The 21,007-nt window shown below is 60.2% G+C and carries 11 protein-coding genes; 2 read left to right on the forward strand and 9 right to left on the reverse strand.

What is annotated here, in order from left to right; genetic code table 11:
• Positions 1-29: 29 nt before the first annotated feature.
• Both CKW30_RS12490 and CKW30_RS12495 read right to left on the reverse strand, forming a co-directional pair.
• Positions 30-3,305 (reverse strand): DUF2126 domain-containing protein, encoded by a 3,276-nt coding sequence (locus tag CKW30_RS12490; protein ID WP_095180951.1) that lies wholly within the window; start codon positions 3,303-3,305, stop codon positions 30-32.
• Positions 3,306-3,671: 366 nt separating this feature from the next.
• Positions 3,672-5,975 carry a YgiQ family radical SAM protein gene (locus tag CKW30_RS12495; protein ID WP_016771932.1) on the reverse strand — a complete coding sequence of 768 codons (2,304 nt, stop codon included), beginning with the start codon at positions 5,973-5,975 and terminating at the stop codon, positions 3,672-3,674.
• A 229-nt stretch (positions 5,976-6,204) separates the two neighbouring features.
• Between CKW30_RS12495 and CKW30_RS12500 the strand changes: the two genes are divergently transcribed.
• Both CKW30_RS12500 and CKW30_RS12505 read left to right on the forward strand, forming a co-directional pair.
• Positions 6,205-8,910 carry a hypothetical protein gene (locus tag CKW30_RS12500; protein ID WP_143497948.1) on the forward strand — a complete coding sequence of 902 codons (2,706 nt, stop codon included), beginning with the start codon at positions 6,205-6,207 and terminating at the stop codon, positions 8,908-8,910.
• A gap of 3 nt (positions 8,911-8,913) precedes the next feature.
• Positions 8,914-13,554 (forward strand): NEL-type E3 ubiquitin ligase domain-containing protein, encoded by a 4,641-nt coding sequence (locus tag CKW30_RS12505; RefSeq protein WP_256584328.1) that lies wholly within the window; start codon positions 8,914-8,916, stop codon positions 13,552-13,554.
• Between the two features lie 39 nt (positions 13,555-13,593).
• Here CKW30_RS12505 and dnaB read toward each other — a convergent pair whose 3' ends face one another.
• The 7 genes from dnaB to rnr all read right to left on the reverse strand — a co-directional run bounded on the left by dnaB (position 13,594) and on the right by rnr (position 20,879).
• A complete protein-coding gene (gene dnaB / locus CKW30_RS12510; protein ID WP_016771936.1) occupies positions 13,594-14,991 on the reverse strand; it encodes a replicative DNA helicase in 1,398 nt (465 codons plus the stop codon).
• Positions 14,992-15,110: 119 nt separating this feature from the next.
• Positions 15,111-15,557, reverse strand: a complete 447-nt coding sequence (rplI, locus tag CKW30_RS12515; RefSeq protein ID WP_003221136.1) for a 50S ribosomal protein L9 — start codon at positions 15,555-15,557, stop codon at positions 15,111-15,113.
• 18 nt (positions 15,558-15,575) lie between these two features.
• Positions 15,576-16,469, reverse strand: coding sequence for a hypothetical protein (locus CKW30_RS12520; RefSeq protein ID WP_016771937.1), 894 nt, complete (start codon positions 16,467-16,469; stop codon positions 15,576-15,578).
• 36 nt (positions 16,470-16,505) lie between these two features.
• Positions 16,506-16,736, reverse strand: a complete 231-nt coding sequence (rpsR, locus tag CKW30_RS12525; RefSeq protein ID WP_002551829.1) for a 30S ribosomal protein S18 — start codon at positions 16,734-16,736, stop codon at positions 16,506-16,508.
• A gap of 29 nt (positions 16,737-16,765) precedes the next feature.
• Complete coding sequence (gene rpsF, locus CKW30_RS12530; RefSeq protein ID WP_016771938.1) at positions 16,766-17,188, reverse strand: 30S ribosomal protein S6; 423 nt, start codon at positions 17,186-17,188, stop codon at positions 16,766-16,768.
• Positions 17,189-17,484: 296 nt separating this feature from the next.
• Positions 17,485-18,252, reverse strand: coding sequence for a 23S rRNA (guanosine(2251)-2'-O)-methyltransferase RlmB (gene rlmB, locus CKW30_RS12535; protein ID WP_095180954.1), 768 nt, complete (start codon positions 18,250-18,252; stop codon positions 17,485-17,487).
• A complete protein-coding gene (gene rnr, locus CKW30_RS12540) occupies positions 18,249-20,879 on the reverse strand; it encodes a ribonuclease R (protein ID WP_024011371.1) in 2,631 nt (876 codons plus the stop codon). The genes rlmB and rnr overlap by 4 nt, the downstream gene beginning before the upstream one ends.
• Positions 20,880-21,007 lie beyond the last annotated feature (128 nt).

The following is a 21,007-nucleotide window of genomic DNA, read 5'->3' on the forward strand; positions in this document are numbered from 1 at the left end:
ATACGAAAAATCCGCGTGTTGCGTAGGCTCTAGAAACGGCGCAGATCGATGGTCATCGGTAGCTCGTCATTGATTTCTACTTTGGGTACGGGAAGTTTCCCCGGCGTGTGTCCGAGGCGGAAAAACCGCGCCATGCGCCGGCTCTCCGCTTCATTGGCATTGACCGGCAAGGTTTCGTAATTGCGCCCGCCGGGATGGGCCACGTGATACTGGCAACCGCCCAGCGAACGCCCCATCCAGGTATCGAGCAGGTCGAATACCAATGGTGCGTGCACCGCTATGGTCGGATGCAGACAGTTGGCTGGTTGCCAGGCCCGAAAGCGCACCCCGGCGACAAACTCGCCTACTCGTCCGGTCGGGTGCAACGGCACCGCGACGCCATTACAGGTCAGCAGATAGCGCTGTGGCGGCAGGCCGTTGAGCTTGACCTGCAAGCGCTCCAGCGATGAATCGACGTAGCGCACCGTGCCGCCCGCCGAGCCCTCCTCGCCCAGGACATGCCAGGGTTCAAGCGCCTGACGCAGCTCCAGCTCGATGCCATTGACGGCGTAGTCGCCGACCTTGGGAAAACGAAATTCCAGATGCGCCGCGAACCACTCGGCGCGCAACGGGTAGCCAGCGTTGTTGAGTTCGACGATAACGTCGGCGAAATCCTCTTCGATAAAGTGCGGCAGCAGAAAGCGGTCGTGCAGCTCGGTGCCCCAGCGCGCGAGTTTCGCCGGCGCATAAGGCTCGCGCCAGAACCGCGCGACCAGCGCCCGCAGCAACAACTGCTGAGCCAGACTCATGCGCGCATGGGGCGGCATTTCAAAAGCGCGCAGTTCCAGCAAGCCAAGACGCCCGGTGGCGCCGTCCGGTGAATACAGTTTGTCGATGCAGAATTCGGCGCGATGGGTATTGCCGGTGACGTCGATCAGCAAATTGCGCAGCAGTCGATCGACCAGCCACGGTGCACATTCCTCGCCCGGTTCCGGCATTTGCGCAAAGGCGATTTCCAGTTCGTACAAGGCGTCATTGCGCGCCTCATCAACCCGTGGAGCCTGGGACGTCGGACCAATGAACAGCCCGGAAAACAGGTACGACAGCGAAGGATGGTTGTGCCAGTAACTGATCAGGCTGCGCAGCAGATCCGGCCGCCGCAGAAACGGTGAGTCCGCTGGTGTCGCGCCGCCGAGGACGAAATGATTGCCGCCGCCGGTACCGGTGTGGCGCCCGTCGATCATGAACTTTTCGGTGGTCAGGCGGGTTTGCCGTGCCTGTTCATAGAGAAACTCGGTGCGCTCGACCAACTCGTCCCAGCTTGCCGATGGCTGCACGTTGACCTCGATCACGCCCGGGTCCGGAGTGACACGGAAATTGCTGAGGCGCGGATCACTTGGTGGTTCATAGCCTTCCAGCAGCACCGGGCAATGCAATTCTTCGGCAGTGGCCTCAATGGCCGAGACCAGTTCCAGATAATCCTCGACCCGCTCCAGCGGCGGCATGAACAGATACAGCCGGCCTTCGCGGGCCTCGGCGCAGAATGCGGTACGGGTCAGCCAGTCGGCGGACTCATCGATTTTCGGCACCCGCTCATCCAGCGCAGCAGGTTCGCCGTGCACACCGAGCTGCGCCGGATCCGGCAGTTCAGCGAAGTCCTGATTCGGATCGTTGGGATAGATGAACGGATATTCCGCCGCTTTCACCCACGGCTGCGAGGCCAGCGGCAAGCGGTAACCCAGCGGCGAATCCCCCGGCACCAAGCGACAGTGCTCATCGCGCAGATACCAGCGCCCGCTCTGCCATTGATCGCCCTTGGCCGTGCGCGCCAGCGGCAGCACTTGGCCGATCACCTTGTTCAGGCCCTGACTGAAGACCTTGCGCAATCGCGCGCGCTCCAATGGCTCTTCCAGACGCGAATCTTCGGCGCTGACGTTGCCGGGCAACGCGTCCTCGCGCCAGAGGTAATAGAGATGATCCTCGTAAGCCGGGAAGACGAAGCGCGCAGGCAACTTCAGACGCTCGGCGACGCTGGCGAGAAAGCGTCCGGCCAGTGCGCCGTCGGCGCCATAGTCCTGCTGTTCGTCGGCGATCAATGCGTCGTTGTGCCAGATCGGCTGACCGTCGCGGCGCCAGTAACAATTGAGCGACCAGCGCGGCAACTGCTCGCCGGGATACCACTTGCCCTGGCCGAAATGCACCAGCCCCTGTGGTGCGTATTGCTTGCGCAGGCGCTGAAACAGTTCGGCGGACAGCCGGCGCTTGTCCGGCCCCAGCGCGGCGGTGTTCCATTCGGCGCCGTCCGGATCGTCGATGGAGACGAAGGTCGGCTCGCCGCCCATGGTCAGGCGCACATCGCCTTCGAGCAGGTCGGCATCGATCTGCCGGCCCAGTGCCTGGATCGCCCGCCACTGTTCATCGGTGTAGGGCTTGGTGACGCGTGGCGCTTCCCAGATTCGCTCGACCGACATTTCATGGCTGAACTGTGTCTCGCAAGGTTCGACCAGACCACTGATCGGCGCCGCCGAGGACGGATCGGGACTGCAGGCCAACGGAATATGCCCTTCCCCGGCGAACAGCCCGGACGTCGCATCAAGGCCAATCCAGCCGGCACCCGGCAAATACACCTCGCACCAGGCATGCAGGTCGGTGAAGTCGACTTCAGTGCCGGACGGGCCGTCGAGGCTTTTCACGTCGGCGGTCAGTTGAATCAGGTAACCGGAAACAAACCGTGCCGCCAGACCGAGATTGCGCAACAGCTGCACCAGCAACCATGCCGAATCACGGCAGGAACCGGAGGCGTGTTGCAGTGTGTGCTCAGGAGTCTGCACGCCGGGCTCCATGCGGATCAGGTAGCCGATGTCTTCACTGAGGCGCTGATTGAGCGCCACCAGAAAATCCACCGCAGGCAGCGGCGTGCGGTCGATGGAGTCCAGGTAAGCCTTGAACGTTGGCGTCAGCGGCAGGGTTTCGAGGTACGGCGCCAGCTCCTTGCGTTCATCGGCGGCGTAGCTGAACGGAATTCTCTCGGCGTACGGTTCGAGGAAGAAGTCGAACGGATTGAACACCGCCATTTCCGCGACCAGATCGACTTCGATGCGCAGCTCTGCGGTTTTCTCGGGGAACACCAGACGTGCCAGGTAATTGCCCTGGGGGTCTTGCTGCCAATTGATGAAATGCTGCTCGGGCGAGACTTTCAGCGCATAGGACAGAATCCGCGTGCGACTGTGGGGCGCCGGGCGCAGGCGGACGATCTGCGGGCCGAGTTCGACAGCGCGGTCGTAGCGATAATGCGTGACGTGATGCAATGCGACATGAATCGACACGGCGTGCCTCCTGCGAGCCTTGGGCGTATGGGAAAGCGCGCAAGACTTATGCCATGCACAGGCTTGCGCGCTTTCGCGAAATGCTCAAGGCAGTACAGCACCAAAACCGGGCGATGCGAGGAAATGCTTTGGCGAGTTTGCTTCTATTTGTGGCAGGCAGTCATTGATGGAAGTGTCTGAACGGGCCCCATCGCTGGCAAGCCAGCTCCCACAGGTTTCTCTGTCGCTCACAGAACGGCGGCCACTAAAGATCCCTGTGGGAGCTGGCTTGCCAGCGATGGGGCCAGTGGGCTCACTGCATTTCCTGAGGCCTGAAATGCAAAACGCCAACCCGAAGGTTGGCGTTCTGTTCAGCTCAAGCAGTGTTTAGCGCGGCACGACCGGCTTGCGTGTCGGCTTCGGCCCTTTGCCTTTGGCCGCATCCTTGCGCTCCTTGGCCGCCTGCTGGTTGCGGGCGAATGCCGCAGCCTTGGCCTGTTCACGCTTGTCCCACGGATTACCGCCATCACTGGCACGCGGCGGCAGACCGGTGTGCTGAGTGAGAATCTTGGTGGTCTTCTCTTTGGCGACCTTGTGGCTGCCGGCCGGCGTCGAGTTCTTGCGACGGGCGCTCTGGTAGCTGTCGGTGGCCGGCTGATGCGCCGGGATCAGTTGATCCTTGCCCGGGCCGATCAGATCGGCGCGGCCCATGCGGATCAGCGCTTCACGCAGCATCGGCCAGCCTTTCGGGTCGTGATAACGCAAGAACGCCTTGTGCAGACGACGCTGATCTTCGCTCTTGACGATGGTCACGCCGTCGCTCTTGTACGTCACCTTGCGCAGCGGGTTCTTGCCCGAGTGGTACATCGCCGTGGCGGTCGCCATCGGCGACGGGTAGAACGCCTGCACCTGGTCGGCGCGGAAGCCGTTGCCCTTGAGCCACAGAGCAAGGTTCATCATGTCTTCGTCGGTGGTGCCCGGGTGGGCAGCGATGAAGTACGGAATCAGGTACTGCTCCTTGCCCGCTTCCTTGGTGTACTTCTCGAACATGCGCTTGAACTTGTCATAGCTGCCGATGCCCGGCTTCATCATCTGGTTGAGCGGACCTTCCTCGGTGTGCTCCGGGGCGATCTTCAGATAACCGCCGACGTGGTGAGTCACCAGCTCCTTGACGTATTCCGGCGACTCGACGGCGAGGTCGTAACGCAAACCGGAGGCGATCAGGATCTTCTTCACACCCGGCAGGGCACGGGCGCTGCGATACAGCTGAATCAGCGACGAATGGTCGGTGTTCAGGTTCGGGCAGATACCGGGGAACACGCACGAAGGCTTGCGGCAGGCGGATTCGATTTCCGGGCTCTTGCAGGCGATGCGGTACATGTTCGCAGTCGGGCCGCCGAGGTCGGAAATGACCCCGGTGAAACCCGGCACCTTGTCGCGGATCTCTTCGATTTCGCGAATGATCGACTCTTCGGAACGGTTCTGGATGATGCGGCCTTCGTGCTCGGTGATCGAGCAGAAGGTGCAGCCACCAAAGCAGCCACGCATGATGTTCACCGAGAAACGGATCATGTCGTAGGCCGGGATCTTCTCCTTGCCGTACGCCGGGTGCGGCACACGGGCGTAAGGCATGCCGAACACGTAGTCCATTTCTTCGGTGGTCATCGGAATCGGCGGCGGGTTGAACCAGACATCGAGCTCGCCATGCTTCTGCACCAGCGCACGGGCGTTGCCCGGGTTGGTTTCCAGGTGCAACACGCGGTTGGCGTGGGCGTAAAGAACCGGGTCGTTGCGCACCTTCTCCATCGACGGCAGACGAATCACGGTCTTGTCACGGGTCATGCGCGGGCTGGCCAGGATCTGCACGACCTTGGCTTCCTGCGGATCTTCGACCGGGCCTTTTTCCTGCTCGATGGCGCAGGCCTGGGTGTCCTGGGTATTCACGTACGGGTTGATGATCTTGTCGACCTTGCCCGGACGGTCGATGCGCGTGGAGTCAACTTCGTACCAGCCCTGTGGCGTGTCGCGACGGATGAACGCGGTGCCGCGCACATCGGTGATGTCTTCGATCTTGTGGCCCCACGACAGGCGCTGGGCAACTTCGACAATGGCCCGCTCGGCGTTGCCGTACAGCAGAATGTCGGCGCTGGCGTCGATCAGGATCGAGTTGCGCACGCGATCCTGCCAATAGTCGTAGTGGGCGATGCGGCGCAGCGAGGCTTCAATGCCGCCGAGCACGATCGGCACATGCTTGTAGGCTTCCTTGCAGCGCTGGCTGTAGACCAGACTGGCGCGATCCGGACGCTTGCCGGCCATGCCGCCGGGCGTGTACGCGTCATCGGAACGGATTTTCTTGTCCGCGGTGTAACGATTGATCATCGAGTCCATGTTGCCCGCCGCGACGCCGAAGAACAGGTTCGGCTCGCCGAGCTTCATGAAGTCGTCTTTGGACTGCCAGTTCGGCTGCGCGATGATCCCGACGCGGAAACCTTGCGACTCCAGCAGCCGGCCGATGATCGCCATGCCGAACGACGGATGATCGACGTAGGCATCACCGGTAACAATGATGATGTCGCACGAATCCCAGCCGAGCTGATCCATCTCCTCCCTGCTCATCGGCAGGAATGGCGCTGGCCCGAAACATTCGGCCCAATATTTTGGATAGTCAAATAACGGCTTGGCTGCTTGCATGTCGACGACCGGTGTTGAAGTGAAAAATCGCGGGCGCGGAATATAGCACAAATTTTGACCAATTCCGACGACGGTGGTCGGTTTCTCTGCGAGCTGGTCTCGCGCAGCCAGCCCGCGACACATCACGAGTTTTCGCTGAGCGTACGACGCACCAAAACGGCAAGGAAGCCGCCCGCCCGCAGCACTCCCCCGGGAGTAACGGGGCATTCAATGTAAAGGAAGACAGGCAATGTCACCCAAACCGCCAATCAGAGGCATCACTACCGTCTCGATCCATAATCCGCGACCCGATTATTCGCTAACCCGGCCTGGTTTCCCCCTGTCCTTCGATGGCACGTCGGGGCTCAGGATTCCCACGCGCCCGACAACAACGATCGCAACAGCGATCGATCACGTGCTCAACCACATTATCCCCATGCCTGCGCGGGCGGCGGTCAGAACGGCGGCGGTAGCGCAATCTGTTGCCTTTGTGCACGACCGCCCTTTGAAGGATTACTGGATCACTTCGCTGGTTGTGCTGCCGGCGGCCGATGCCGAAGGCATGTCGACGCTCAATGGACGCCAGTATGTCCAGGTACCGGAGGGTGGCACCGTACAGGTGAGTCTGGACTCGGCCAGCGGTTTCTACCGGGCAAAATTGCCCAGCGAATTGCACGCGTCGGGACCGCTATTGCGCTTCGATACCGACAGCCGTCTCTGGCAGCCCATCGACACCTCGGCGCCCTCCACCTACCCCTTGTCCACGACCCGGCTGGAGGCGTTTCGCACCGATCTGGATTTCAGCACGGTCGAGCCGGACGGCGATGGCCTGTTGCGCTTCAACGGCAAACTCTATGTGCAGATCGAGAGCTACGCCTATCAGGTTCTGCATGATCTCGAGGCCTCGACACCGCACAGAGCGGTGATGCGCATCGTTCGCCCTGAAGATCCGATCGCCGCCGATGCGACAAACGTTTACGTCGCATCACGTCCCGGCAGGTCGGAAGCAATTACTTTCAACGCTCAATCCGGCTGGCGCGGAACCTCCTTGACAGGTGTAGCCGGAATGCCGAGAGGCGCAGCGGCGCGACCCTCAGACTTATGGCTGCATCTGGAGGTGACAGTCGCACTCGAGGGTATCAACAAGCGGATCAAGCAGGATCAGGATAAACGTGAACAGCTGATAAACGCCTGGCTGGAGGCGAGTAACGCGCAGGGAGAGCATGCGCAAACCGTTCGACGCGAAACAATGGCGCTGCTTGATCGCGAGGTTCACTGCCACAAAGAACTGAAACACCTTGGAAAGGCGCTGAAATACTACGAGGAGCAAAAATCCTCGATCAAGCGCTTCATGAAGCAGGACGCTTACCTGAACAACATAATCAGGCTGCAAAAAAAACAGATGCTCGCCTATCAGCAACTGATCGAATGCGGCTTGACGCGCCACGCCCTGGAGGGTCCGATGATCGACCTCGACCCGGAGCGGCTGCCGCGAACAGTCAACGTTCTGGGCAGGATGCTGAGTCATCTGAAAGAGCGCCAGCAAATCGCCGACAATCTGGTGAACAAATGGCGGGTCTCTCCAGACGAGTTCAGCGCGGATGTTCTTTCACCAATGGACACCCGTAACGTTGTTGCCTCCTGGGTCCTGACCAAAAGTCTGATGCTGGATACCCCACAATCGGCCGGCAACGCCCCTCTGGCATCGGAACTGGCCACCCGCTTTGGTCAGGTGACCTTTGTTTACGGAGCGCTTGGCGCAGTTCCCGAAGTTTCCCACCCTGCCGTATTGAATAACCTGTTCCAGGAATGCACAGCCATCCGCCACTGGTTCGAACGCCTTGATCTGGCACCGGGGGAGCAGCACGCCACTTCACGCAGGGAGATCACTGCGGAAATCGAAATATTCGAGCAGACGCTGGTAGGCCGCTTGAACCAGTTTCTCCATCAGGCTGACCGTCCGGTGCTGACGTTCGACCAGCAGAACATTGATTTCGAGTTCATTCCGGCCCAGGACAGAAGCGGTCTCCAACCGCCGCCCAAGCTCATCTTTCGGGCAAAGAAAAACGGCGTCTACAAGCTCAATGTCGGCGAGTCTCGACGCACCGCGCAAAACGAAGAGGTGATTGAGGTCCGCAACCTCCACAATCCCAGGCAGCCGTCACAGACCTATGACCGAGGACGCGGTGAATGGCGTTCGCCGCGGACAACGCCGCAGAGGAGCTTGCCGTCATTGGTTGCCGAAGCCACTCGGCACCTTGACCGTGTCGACGCGCATGTTCGCGCTGCCCTGCACGAAGAACGGCAAAGAAACCATCCGGACAACATTGTCGAGATGCTCGAAAGCAGCGCCGGGGCAATGGATGACACCGTATTGCAGTTGCAGCGGGCGGAACTGGCCGATGATGAGAGCGCCGCGCTGATTCGGCGCCTGCAGGACGCCAGTGAACGTCTGCGCAATGAGGGCGAAAACATCCGCCTGCGAATCTATAAGGACAAGCATGTTCTGAACGTCGACCGACTGCTGTACCTGATCGACAAGGGCCACGTGAACGCCCGGAAAATCGAGAGCCGATTGAAACGTGGCAAGGGTTCGGACCGGCAATATCTCGACATCTATCTAGTCACCGATGCACATACCCACGATCCCCTCTGGCACGCACATTTTCATTATGCGAGACAGGATTCCCCGGACTTGAATTTCAACGTGCGCGGCGCGCATTTGAAAACCCTTGAACAAAGCAGCAGGGGTATTCAATCGCAGCGCAGGGAAGAACTGGCGCAGCGGCCGCATCAACCTGTCTGGCGCGAATATCTCGATGGACGCACAGCGCAGAAAATCTTCGACCTGGCCGCCGCCTCCGCTCACCCGATGACACAGCCTCAGGCAATGACGCCGAACAGGCCGGCAGCTTCCGCTGAAGAAGCTACCGTGCAACGACTACAAGGAATGTAAGACATGCCAAGCAAACCGCCGTCGAAAGTGACGCTTCCCGGTCATTCACATATTCGACCGGACACATCCATGGATACGCCCCCGCCACGCCTCAACCTGACCCCGCGCCCCGGCCTGGATCCGACCACGTTGAGCGGCCCGTCAATCCGCGCGAACAGGCCCACAGACGGTATCGATCCTGATGCAATCGTTCCTGCTCCCAACGTCACAGTGCAGGCGATTGCTTCAATGCATGACGCCTTCGCTCATGTGGGCCACCCGCCTGAGCATTACCGGCTCAGTGCAACGATCGGCTTGCCCGATGCCGACGCTGAAGGCCTGAGAACATTCAAGGGCCGCCATTACGTGGAAATGATCGATGGTGGCTTCGTGCAGGTGGGCAAGGATGCGCAGAGCGGCCTCTGGCGCGCCAGGCTGGCCAGTGAATCGATCCCCTCCGGACCGCTGATGCTGCACGACCCCGAGAGTGGTCGATGGCATGCGCTGGAATTTTCGCAACCAAGCACCTTCGCTTTATCGGGGGCGCGTCTGCAGGCGTTTCGCACGCCGCTCGACTTCAGCACCAGCTCACCCGACAGCGACGGGCTGCACCGCCATGACGGCAAGCTCTATGCAGTGATCGATAATCACGGCTATCAGGTCTTGCACGATCCCGATGCATCGACGCCTCTGGCCGAAGTGATGCGCATCGTTCGCCCGCAAGATCCTGTCGCCGCCGACGTAGACAACATCTACAGCGCTACGCGCCCTGGCAGATCCGAGCCTGTGGTGTTCGATGCCCGTCAGGGCTGGCAAGGCATCTTAGTCGGCGGAGCCGGCGGAATGCAGCGTGGCAGTCCCGACCAACCGGCTTCACCGGGGCTGCGGGAACGGCTCAACACCGCGTTCAACCGACTGCGCACGCCACAATCGCGACTGCGAAAACTTTATCCCTCTCTGGACAGCGAGCAGATCCGCACGCTGCTGAGCCCCCACAGCGACGATGTACAAGGCTTCTTGACCCGCGTCGAGACTGAATACAAGACCTTGAAGCTGGAACTCGCGACGTGGCTGAAGACCAGTACGCTGGCCGGCGGGGCGGCCGATCCCTCGGTGGAGCGCGCCGCGCAAGAGATCAAGCGTTGCTGGAAACGGCAGACGGGCACAACGCTGCAGCTGGATCTTGGCGGCGCCGGCATCGCTGCGCTCTCGGCAGATTTCAGCCATGTACGCACGCTGCACTTGCAGGCGGTGGCATGGTCGGCGGGCTCCGAAACTTTTCTCAAGCGGTTCACAGCCCTTGAGCGCTTGAAAATCAACGCTTCGGCGCTCGATACACCGCCGGCGAACCTCACGCAGATGCCCGGCCTGAAGGAACTGGACCTGCGAGCGAACCGCATTGAACTGAGCGAGCAAACCGCCGGCGAGCTGGCTTCGCTCAGCCAACTGGAAAGCCTTGATCTGTCGGACAACCCGCTGGGCAAGACCCTGGACTTCAGCGGCATGCTCCAGCTCAAGACCGTGAGTCTGCGCAACACCGGGCTGGATGAATGGCCAACGGGGCTGCGAGATCAGCTAGCGATAGAGTCAATCGATCTGCGCGACAACCGATTGCGCGAAATTCCACAGACAATCATCAACCCGGCGAGTGATCAGTTGCTCGCCATCGCCAATATCAACCGCGTCACCCTGATCGAAGGCAATCCCTTCGCCAGCGGTTATTGGCGGCGGCTGGAAGTCTATTGGCAGCGGGTTACGGCGCAATACCCGGCACTGATCACCAGCGCACGCACGGCTGCATTCCGGATTGATGGCGACATTCCAGAAGTCGCCATGCTGCTGCAGATGCATCCAGAGAGAACCCCGCAAACTGCCCGGGAATACCTGATCGGTCTGGGGGATGATGCAGAAGCCACGATCAGCCGGCGTTTCGAGGAGTTCAAGGTGCTCGACGCACAGCTGCAGGCTTACGTCGCCGACAGCACGTCGGCAGCATCCAGCGCCGCCGGCCAGGAAAAGCTTCGGGCAGAATACATTGCCCGGACTATCAAGGACTGCTGGCTCCAGGAATCGACGTCGCTCATGCTGCCAGCAGTGAACGGACCGCTACCGTCACTGACGGCCGACTTCAGTCGGTTGAAAATGCTCATCCTCAATAACGTCGTCTGGTCCGACACTGCCGACACGTTCCTGTCGCGGTTGCCTGATCTGGACATTCTGACGATCACCCGCTCCGGCCTGAAAAAATTGCCCGCAGCCATCAGCGGGATGAGCCGGCTCGCCCACCTCAATCTGACTGAAAACCAGATAAAACTCGATGAGCACAGCGCTGGTGCATTGAGTGCATTGCATCAGCTGGTTACCGTCAAGCTCTCTGACAACCCACTGCAGATACCGCCCGATTTCAGCGCGATGTCCGGACTGCAGACACTGGAGCTGAGGAACACCGGAATCAGCGAGTGGCCCCTCGGGCTGGCTGACAAGACCACCTTGACCGGCGTCGACCTCAGCAACAATAAACTGCGCATCGTCCCCGACGCGCATATCAACCCGCCTGCCGATCAATTGGCCGTGGTCGCGCGGATCAACAACCGCACGCTGATTGAGGGCAACGACTTCCCTTCGCCTTACTGGAGAAAGTTCGATGGCTACTGGCGAAGACTCAATGAACTGCATCCCGAGTTGATGACTCCAGCCCACCCCGCCGTATTCGATACTGAGAACTCGCGAGCGCAACGCTACCGAAGACTGTTTCCGGGCAAAAGCATCAAGGCCTGCCGGGATTTTATCTGGAGCCATGACAAGGGCACTGTCGCGACCAGGCTGTTGGCGCTCGAGCAGGATTTCGCCGTGCTGAAAAACCAGTTGGATGACTGGGTTTTTTCCGGAGGCAGCAATCGTCTGCGCTATATCCGCGTCAATCAATTGCACGCCAACACTCAAACCCGCAATGAGCGCATCGAGGCACGTGACCGGATCATCAGTTGCTGGCGACGTGAAACGCCCGAGCAACACGCCTTCGACGGCACGCCGATAGGTCTTGAACTGGATTTGAGCGGTTTGACACTGCCAACCCTGCCGGATCTGAGCAGCGACTTCAGCCATGTCGGCTCACTCAAACTCAACAACATGAATCTCACCGAATCCCCGGAAGGTTTCCTGACCCGCTTCCGGCATTTGCGCTGGCTGAACATGGCGAACAATCGACTCAGGGATCTCCCTCCGGCCATCGGCGAGATGCACGGGATGACGCGGTTGTTCCTGCAGGGCAATCAACTGGAACTCACCGCCGAGACCGCGCAGATACTGGCCGGGAGAACCACTCTGAGGGCCTTGTGGATTCACGACAACCCGCACTTGAGCGTGAGCCCGGATTTCAGTGCGATCACTGACATGCGCGAGGTCGACATGTCCAATACGGGCATCGAAAGCTGGCCAACCGGACTGTTCGATCAGCCCCTGCTGGGCAAGGTCCATCTGAACGACAACCGGATCACGAGTCTGCCCGACTTTGTCGTCGCACCGGCAGCGGATCGCCTGACGCATTCGATTCAGGTCAACAGTGGCACTCAGATAAGCGGTAATCCCCTGAGCGCATACACACGAGAACGCCTGGCCGGCTACGGTGAATGGCTGAACCGCTCCGCAGCATCGCTCTACAATCCATTGAACCTGCTGACGACTTCTCTTTCGGCAGCCCACCCGCAAGCAGTGGCAACGAACTCTGTTTCGGTCTATCCGCAGTTGACCGTCGGCATGACGGCAGACGAGGCGATGATTCGCGCCGAGCAATTGAACAGGCTCAAAGCACAGGTGGGCTCAGATGGCTTTTTCAACATCATTTCCAAGCTCGCCCACCATGCCGATTTCCGCCGACAGATCTGGGACGTGGTCGATGCGATCAGCGAGAACAGCGTGCAGACACGTGCGCTGCGCAGAGACGTTTTTGATCGCGCCTGCGAGGCTGGCTGCACTGACCTTGCCGCTGCCACGTTTACAGACATGCAAGTACTGACCATGACGCACAAGGCGCGAATGCAGGCGAGGCAAGACGGCGATGGTGCTCGATTGGTGGACCTGTCCAGAAGCCTGTTCAGACTCAGACAGGTCGATGATCTGGCCGCAGCCGAAATCGCTGCGAGCAGGGCAATCGTCGACGATCCGCAAACTTCAGCGAGGGAGCGCAATATCCATCAGCTGCGCTTGCGCGACCCGCACGAGATGACGATGGCCTACCGCTTTGGGCTCAAGGATCGGCTGCAGTTACCGTTTCAGCCGCAGACACTGTCCTTTATCGGCATGGCCGGCGTCACATCGCCGATGCTGGAAGTGGCCTACCGAAAGGTCATCGCCTTGAACGACTCCCCCGATGAGTTTCAGGCTCTGGTATCGATGGATTTCTGGCAGGACTTCATCACGCACAAATACTCGTCCCGGTTCGACGCCGCACGTCAGCCCTATCAACAGAAACAGGCCGCACTGGACGCGCAGTCTGCGACAAATGCCCTGACCGAAACCGAATATCAGGCGCAAACCAATGACGTCACAGCACAGCTGGCCATCAGCGAAGCGACGCTGATCCAGGCACTGACCCGCGAGGAAATTCGCCCCGGTGACGGAGTCGAAACAACTGCAAGCAGCGAGACGGCAGCTTCGGCCGATTGAAACCGACCACGACAGCAGGCCGGATGATCCGGTCTGCTGTTACTCGTCGTCGTCGAAGTTGTAACTGCCCGGCGCGAGGTTTTCGAAGCGCGTGTACTTGCCGATGAACGCCAGCCGAATAAACCCGATCGGGCCGTTACGCTGTTTGCCGATGATGATTTCGGCAATGCCCTTGTGCTCGGTTTCCGGGTGATACACCTCGTCGCGATAAACGAACATGATCACGTCGGCGTCCTGCTCGATCGCTCCGGATTCGCGCAAGTCGGAGTTGACCGGGCGTTTGTTGGGGCGTTGTTCGAGGGAGCGGTTGAGCTGCGACAGGGCGACTACCGGGCAGTTGAATTCCTTGGCCAGCGCTTTCAGCGATCGCGAGATCTCGGAAATCTCGTTGGTGCGGTTGTCACCGCTGGAACCGGGGATCTGCATCAGTTGCAGGTAGTCGATCATGATCAAGCCGACATCGCCGTGCTCACGCACCAGACGCCGGGTCCGCGCGCGCATTTCCGAAGGGCTGATACCGGCGGTGTCATCGATGAACAGTTTGCGATCATTGAGCAGGTTGACCGCTGACGTCAGGCGCGGCCAGTCGTCATCTTCGAGCTGGCCGGAACGCACCTTGGTCTGGTCGATTCGGCCGAGCGAAGACAGCATACGCATGATCAGCGATTCGCCTGGCATCTCGAGGGAGTAAACCAGGACAGCCTTCTCGCTGCGCAACACGGCGTTTTCCACCAGGTTCATCGCGAAGGTGGTTTTACCCATCGACGGACGGCCGGCGACGATAATCAGGTCGGACGGCTGCAAGCCGCTGGTCTTTTCATCGAGGTCGGTGTAACCCGTAGACAGACCGGTGATGGCGTCGGCGGTGTTGAACAGGGTATCGATCCGGTCGATGGCCTTGGTCAGCAACTCATTGACGCCGACCGGGCCGCCGGTCTTCGGCCGCGCTTCGGCGATCTGGAAGATCTGCCGTTCGGCTTCATCGAGGATCTCTTCGGCGGTGCGGCCTTCGGGGTTGAAGGCGCTGTCGGCGATCTCGGTACTGATGCCGATCAGTTGGCGCAACGTCGCACGCTGGCGGACGATCTGCGCATAGGCCTTGATGTTGGCGACGGACGGGGTGTTTTTCGCCAGTTCGCCAAGATAGCCGAGGCCGCCGACTTGCGACGTCTGACCTTCCTTGTCCAGCTGTTCGGCAAGGGTCACGACGTCGATCGGCGAGTTCTGATCAGCCAGTTTGGCGATCGCTCGGAAGATCAGACGGTGGTCATGTCGATAGAAATCGCCATCGGAGACTTGATCGAGCACGCGTTCCCAGGCGTTGTTGTCCAGCATCAGACCACCGAGTACGGCCTGTTCGGCCTCGATGGAATGCGGCGGCACCTTCAGGGCAGCGGTTTGCAGATCGTATTGCTCGGGAGCGGAGATATCGTTCATGGCCACTTGAGTATTAGTGAAAAGCAGGGAATTCAGAAAGACAAAGGGCACGACCTGTAAACAGGATCGTGCCCGATGTTAACCGTCTGACGAACAAGCCGCCAGCCGATCCGTGTTGCTTAAGCTGCTACCACGACAACGCGTACGGTGGCTTCAACTTCGGCGTGCAGGTGCACGGCCACGTCGAATTCACCCACGTTGCGGATGGTGCCATTCGGCAGACGAACTTCGCTCTTCTGCACTTCAACGCCGGAGGCGGTCAGTGCGTCAGCGATGTCGTGGGTACCGATCGAACCGAACAGCTTGCCTTCGTCGCCAGCGGTGGCAGTGATGGTCACTTCCAGCTCGGCCAGTTGGGCAGCACGGCTTTCAGCCGATGCCTTACGGTCTGCGGCGGCTTTTTCCAGCTCGGCGCGACGCTCTTCGAACGCAGCCAGGTTGGCAGCGGTCGCAGCGGTAGCCTTGCCGAAAGGCAGCAGGTAGTTACGGCCGTAACCGGCCTTAACGTTTACTTTGTCGCCCAGGTTGCCCAGGTTGGCGATTTTTTCCAGAAGGATCAGTTGCATGTGAAAATCCTCTAACTTTTAACCTTCACCGTTCGCGCTGTCGGTGTCTTTCGACACGTGACGACCGCGAAAATCAATCAGGCTGTCGACAATGGCCAGAACCACGAGCAACGGATAGATCAGCTGCATGAACAACAGCAGCGTGACGTACAACCCCACCAGCCAGAAACCGGCCAGTCGCTTCTGCCCGACCAGCCCGTGAATCAGGGCCAGCCCGGCGAACACCAGCGGTACACTGCACAACGGCGTCAACATGGCCATCTGTGCACCGAGATTCGGGCCCAGAAGCATCAACGCCAGCAGTAACATCGCCGGCCCCAGCGGGATGCGGATGGCGCGAAACTCGCGACCGAAACCACCCGGGTTGTACAACAACGCCTGCCAATGCCGCCCGACAATCAGGCTCAGCACGCTGACGATCTGCAACAAGGCCGCAATCAGTCCGGTCAGGACCGGTGCAATCAGGGACGCGAAACGCGCTTGCTCATCGACCGACAATTGCTTGTAGGTCTCACCGAGAAGTGCCGGCATGACCTTTATGAGGGCCTGCGCGAGCATCTCGATCTGGGCCGCAAACGCGACCCCGAGCACCACTGAAAACACCACTCCGATCACTACGCTGACCAGCAGCGTGCGGACCCAGGATTCGCTTGCGCGCAAAACCAACGCAAGCCCCGAAGACCCCAGCAGCACCAGAAGTGCCCGTGGGTCGTCGGCATACAGCCACCAGATCAAGGCCGGCAGCAGTCCCAGTGACAGAACGCCAAGGGCGTCCGTCAATCCGCGCCGCAGCAGCACAAGGCTCCCGGCGGCAGCACCCAACCAATACAACAACGGCAATGTTGCACATCCGGCCACCACGAGAGTGGCCTGCATTCGGCCTCGCATGATGAACTCAGCTAAGGCGCGCATGCATTCAATCCTTTGCTACTTGTCGACTGCCCGGTCTCAGCGGCCGTGGCTGTCGGTGTAGGCCAGCAGGGCCAGGAAGCGGGCGCGCTTGATAGCGGTGGCCAGCTGACGCTGATAACGAGCTTTGGTACCGGTGATGCGGCTTGGAACGATTTTGCCGGTCTCGGATACGTAGGCTTTCAGAGTGTTGAGATCTTTGTAGTCGATCTCTTTCACGTCTTCAGCGGTGAAGCGGCAGAATTTACGACGACGGAAGAAACGTGCCATTTGATAGGCTCCTTAATAAGGTCCGTGGATTACTCGTCAGCGTTATCGCTGTTGTCGCTGTCATCACTGTCGGTGCCTTCGGCGCCTTCGTGCTCAGGACGGTCGCGACGCTCACGGCGCTCACTGCGGTTTTCTTCAGCCTTGAGCATCTCGGACTGGCCGGTAACGGCTTCGTCGCGACGGATGACCAGGTTACGGATCACTGCATCGTTGTAGCGGAAGTTGTCTTCCAGCTCGGCCAGGGCCTTGCCAGTGCACTCAACGTTCAGCATCACGTAGTGAGCCTTGTGAACATTGTTGATTGCGTAGGCCAGTTGACGACGGCCCCAGTCTTCCAGACGGTGGATTTTGCCGCCGTCTTCTTCGATCAGCTTGGTGTAACGCTCAACCATGCCGCCGACTTGCTCGCTCTGATCCGGGTGGACCAGAAAGATGATTTCGTAATGACGCATGAATGCTCCTTACGGGTTGTAGCCTGCCGCTCAAAAACGGTCAGACAAGGAGTGAATGACACTTATGGACTTGCTGGTGCGGGGCACATGCGTACCTGCCGTCACAGCAAGGGGCGCAATTGTAGAGAAGGGACTGCGGGCGCGCAAGGCAATTGGTGATTATTTGAACAATCACCGGGCGACCCGTGTAGGAGCTGCCGAAGACTGCGATCTTTTGACTTTGACTTTTTCAAAGCAAGATCAAAAGATCGCAGCCTCGTTTCACCCGACAGCTCCTACAGGGGATTTGCAGCAGGTCAGGACTTCTTCGCAGTAGCCTTGGCCTTCGCACCGCGCTGGCGCTGGGCCTCGAACAGGCACACGCCGGTGGCGACCGAGACGTTGAGGCTGCTGACGCTGCCGGCCATCGGCAGGTTCACCAGATAGTCGCAGTGCTCGCGGGTCAGGCGACGCATGCCTTTGCCTTCGGCGCCCATGATCAGGATGGTCGGACCGGTCAGGTCCTGGTCATAAATGCTGACCTCGGCTTCACCAGCGGTGCCGACTACCCACAAACCGCGCTGCTGAAGTTTTTCCAACGTGCGCGCCAGGTTGGTCACGGCCACCAGCGGGATCACTTCCGCCGCGCCACAGGCAACTTTACGCACGACCGGCGTCAGCGTGGCCGACTTGTCTTTCGGCACGATCACCGCCAGCGCACCGGCCGCATCGGCCGAACGCAGGCAGGCGCCGAGGTTGTGCGGATCGGTCACGCCGTCGAGCACCAGCAACAGCGGCGCGCCTTCGGTGCGATCGAGCAACTCGTCGAGCATCGCCTCGCCCCAGACCTGACTCGGGCTGACTTCAGCCACAACGCCCTGATGCACGCCTTCAACCCAGGCGTCCATTTCGCGACGCTCGGCCTGGCCGACCTGAACACGGTTTTCGTTGGCCAGCTCGACCAGCGTCTGCACGCGCGGATCGTTGCGGCTTTCCGCCAGCCAGATCTGCTTGACGCGCTTGGGGTGGTGACGCAGCAACGCTTCTACCGCGTGAACGCCGTAGATTTTTTCCAACTGACTCATGACTTCGCCTTCGGTTTACGCGCCCCGCCACTTTTGGCTGGAGCGGAACCCGCTTTTGGCGGGCCCTTACGGTGTTTGCTCGGTTTGGCTGGCTTGCCGTCGGTCGCCCTGTCAGGCGCCGACCGTCCGGTCTTTCCCCCGGACGCCGCTTTACCACCGTTTTTCGCATCGGCCAGCAAGGCCTTCTTCAATTCACGGCTTTTGCGCAGCTCGGCGTTTTTCGCCACGGCATCGCTCGGACGATAGGCTTCGGCAACCTTTTCCTTGGCCGGACGACGGCTGGCGGTTTTCGCTGGAGCCTTTTCTTCCGCAGCCTTGGCAGCAGGCGCAGCGGTTTCGGCGCCACGTTTCTTGCGACCGATCGGCGCGCTGATGGTTTTCTCGGCCATCTCGAAGTCAATCTTGCGCTCATCAAGGTCGACGCGCATGACGCGTACTTCAACGGTGTCGCCAAGACGGAAACTGCGACCGGTGCGCTCGCCCGCCAAGCGGTGATGCACAGGATCGAAGTGGTAGTAATCGCCCGGCAGCGCGGTGACATGCACCAGGCCTTCGACGTAGATATCGGTCAGCTCGACGAACAGACCAAAACCGGTAACAGCGGTGATTACGCCCGGGAACGATTCGCCCACGCGATCCTTCATGAACTCGCACTTGAGCCAGTTCACCACGTCACGGGTCGCTTCGTCGGCACGACGCTCGCTCATCGAGCACTGCTCGCCAAGCTGCTCCAGCGCCGCTTCGTCGTACGGATAGATGCGCGCTTTCGGAATGGTCATCGCACCGGCACGACGAACGTGCGGGGTGTCCTGTTTCGAATGGATCACGCTGCGGATCGCGCGGTGCGTGAGCAGGTCCGGATAACGACGGATCGGCGAAGTGAAGTGGGTATAGGCTTCGTAATTCAGGCCGAAGTGGCCGTCGTTTTCAGCGCTGTACACCGCCTGACTCAACGAACGCAGCATCACAGTCTGGATCAGGTGGAAATCCGGACGATCCTTGATGCTCGCGAGCAAAGCCTGATAATCCTTCGGCGACGGACCGTCCTTGCCCTTGTGCAGGGACAGGCCGAGCTCACCAAGGAACGCGCGCAGCTTTTCCAGACGCTCTGGCGGCGGACCGGCGTGAACGCGATACAGCGCAGGGATTTCGTGCTTCTTGAGGAATTCGGCAGTGGCCACGTTGGCGGCCAGCATGCACTCCTCGATCAGCTTGTGCGCATCGTTGCGCACGGTCGGACGGATTTCCGCGATCTTGCGCTCGGAGCCGAAGATGATCCGGGTTTCCTGGGTTTCGAAATCGATCGCGCCACGCACATGACGGGCGGCCAGCAATACCTTGTACAACGCGTAGAGCTGCTTGAGGTGCGGGACGACGTCGGTGTACTCGCCACGCAATTTGCGCGCTTCGGTAGCCTTCGGCGTTTCCAGCATCGCGCTGACCTTGTTGTAGGTCAGACGGGCGTGGGAATGGATCACCGCCTCATAGAAGCAGTAGTCGGTCATTTCGCCGGACTTGGAGATGGTCATCTCGCAAACCATGGCCAGACGATCGACTTGCGGGTTCAGCGAGCACAGGCCGTTGGACAGTTGCTCCGGCAGCATCGGAATCACGCGCTCGGGGAAGTACACCGAGTTGCCGCGAACCTGAGCTTCGTTGTCCAGCGCCGAGCCAATCTTCACGTAACTGGAAACGTCGGCAATCGCCACGTACAACTTCCAGCCACCGGAGAACAGACGCAGCTTGCCCGGTTTGGCTTCGCAGTAGACCGCATCGTCGAAGTCGCGGGCGTCTTCGCCGTCGATGGTGACGAACGGCAGATGACGCAGGTCGATGCGCTTCTCTTTGTCTTTTTCTTCAACTTCCGGCTTGAGCTTGGCGGCTTCTTTCACAACCGCTTCAGGCCAGACGTGCGGGATATCGTAGGTGCGCAGGGCAACATCGATTTCCATGCCCGGCGCCATGTAGTTGCCGACCACTTCGACCACATCGCCTTGCGGCTGGAAACGCGGCGTTGGCCAGTGGGTGATTTTCACCTCGACGAATTGACCGATCTGCGCATTGGCGTTGCGGCCCGGGGTGACCAGCACTTCCTGCTGGATCTTCGGATTGTCGGCAACGACGAAACCGATGCCGCCTTCTTCGAAGTAGCGGCCGACGATGGTTTCGTGAGCGCGGGAAACCACTTCGACGATCACGCCTTCACGGCGACCACGACGGTCGAGCCCGGAAACCCTGGCCAGCGCGCGGTCACCGTCGAACACCAGACGCATTTGCGCCGGGCTCATGAACAGGTCGTCGCTGCCGTCGTCCGGCACCAGGAAGCCGAAACCGTCACGGTGACCGCTGATGCGGCCGAGGATCAGGTCGAGCTTGTCCACCGGCGCGTAAGTGCCACGGCGGGTGTAGATCAGTTGAGCGTCGCGCTCCATGGCGCGCAAGCGGCGGCGCAGGGCCTCGATCTGGTCTTCGGTGGTCAGACCAAACTCTTCGACCAGTTGCTCGCGGGCAGCAGGCGAACCCCGATCGGCGAGGTGCGCCAGGATCAGTTCGCGGCTGGGAATAGGGTTTTCGTATTTTTCCGCTTCACGAGCGGCCTCGGGATCGAGGGACTGCCAATCGGCCATTAGAGAGTTTTCACCTTGTCTATATGCGGGTTAGTTTGGCATAGGCGCCGGGAAACGGGAAATTTCCGCTTCTATAAGGCTTTGCATGGCCCTGTATCGACGCTCTGATAGGGTTTTGAACGCCGCTG

Origin of the sequence: Pseudomonas sp. Irchel 3F6 (assembly GCF_900187595.1) — a bacterium.
In the GTDB taxonomy this organism is placed as follows: domain Bacteria; phylum Pseudomonadota; class Gammaproteobacteria; order Pseudomonadales; family Pseudomonadaceae; genus Aquipseudomonas; species Aquipseudomonas siliginis.

What these genes read in the sequence shown, in the direction of transcription:
- CKW30_RS12495 (WP_016771932.1), bottom strand. Translation starts at nt 5,975, where the DNA reads ATGCAAGCAGCCAAGCCGTTATTTGACTATCCAAAATATTGGGCCGAA.
- CKW30_RS12500 (WP_143497948.1), top strand. Translation starts at nt 6,205, where the DNA reads ATGTCACCCAAACCGCCAATCAGAGGCATCACTACCGTCTCGATCCAT.
- CKW30_RS12505 (WP_256584328.1), top strand. Translation starts at nt 8,914, where the DNA reads ATGCCAAGCAAACCGCCGTCGAAAGTGACGCTTCCCGGTCATTCACAT.
- dnaB (WP_016771936.1), bottom strand. Translation starts at nt 14,991, where the DNA reads ATGAACGATATCTCCGCTCCCGAGCAATACGATCTGCAAACCGCTGCC.
- rplI (WP_003221136.1), bottom strand. Translation starts at nt 15,557, where the DNA reads ATGCAACTGATCCTTCTGGAAAAAATCGCCAACCTGGGCAACCTGGGC.
- CKW30_RS12520 (WP_016771937.1), bottom strand. Translation starts at nt 16,469, where the DNA reads ATGCGCGCCTTAGCTGAGTTCATCATGCGAGGCCGAATGCAGGCCACT.
- rpsR (WP_002551829.1), bottom strand. Translation starts at nt 16,736, where the DNA reads ATGGCACGTTTCTTCCGTCGTCGTAAATTCTGCCGCTTCACCGCTGAA.
- rpsF (WP_016771938.1), bottom strand. Translation starts at nt 17,188, where the DNA reads ATGCGTCATTACGAAATCATCTTTCTGGTCCACCCGGATCAGAGCGAG.
- rlmB (WP_095180954.1), bottom strand. Translation starts at nt 18,252, where the DNA reads ATGAGTCAGTTGGAAAAAATCTACGGCGTTCACGCGGTAGAAGCGTTG.
- rnr (WP_024011371.1), bottom strand. Translation starts at nt 20,879, where the DNA reads ATGGCCGATTGGCAGTCCCTCGATCCCGAGGCCGCTCGTGAAGCGGAA.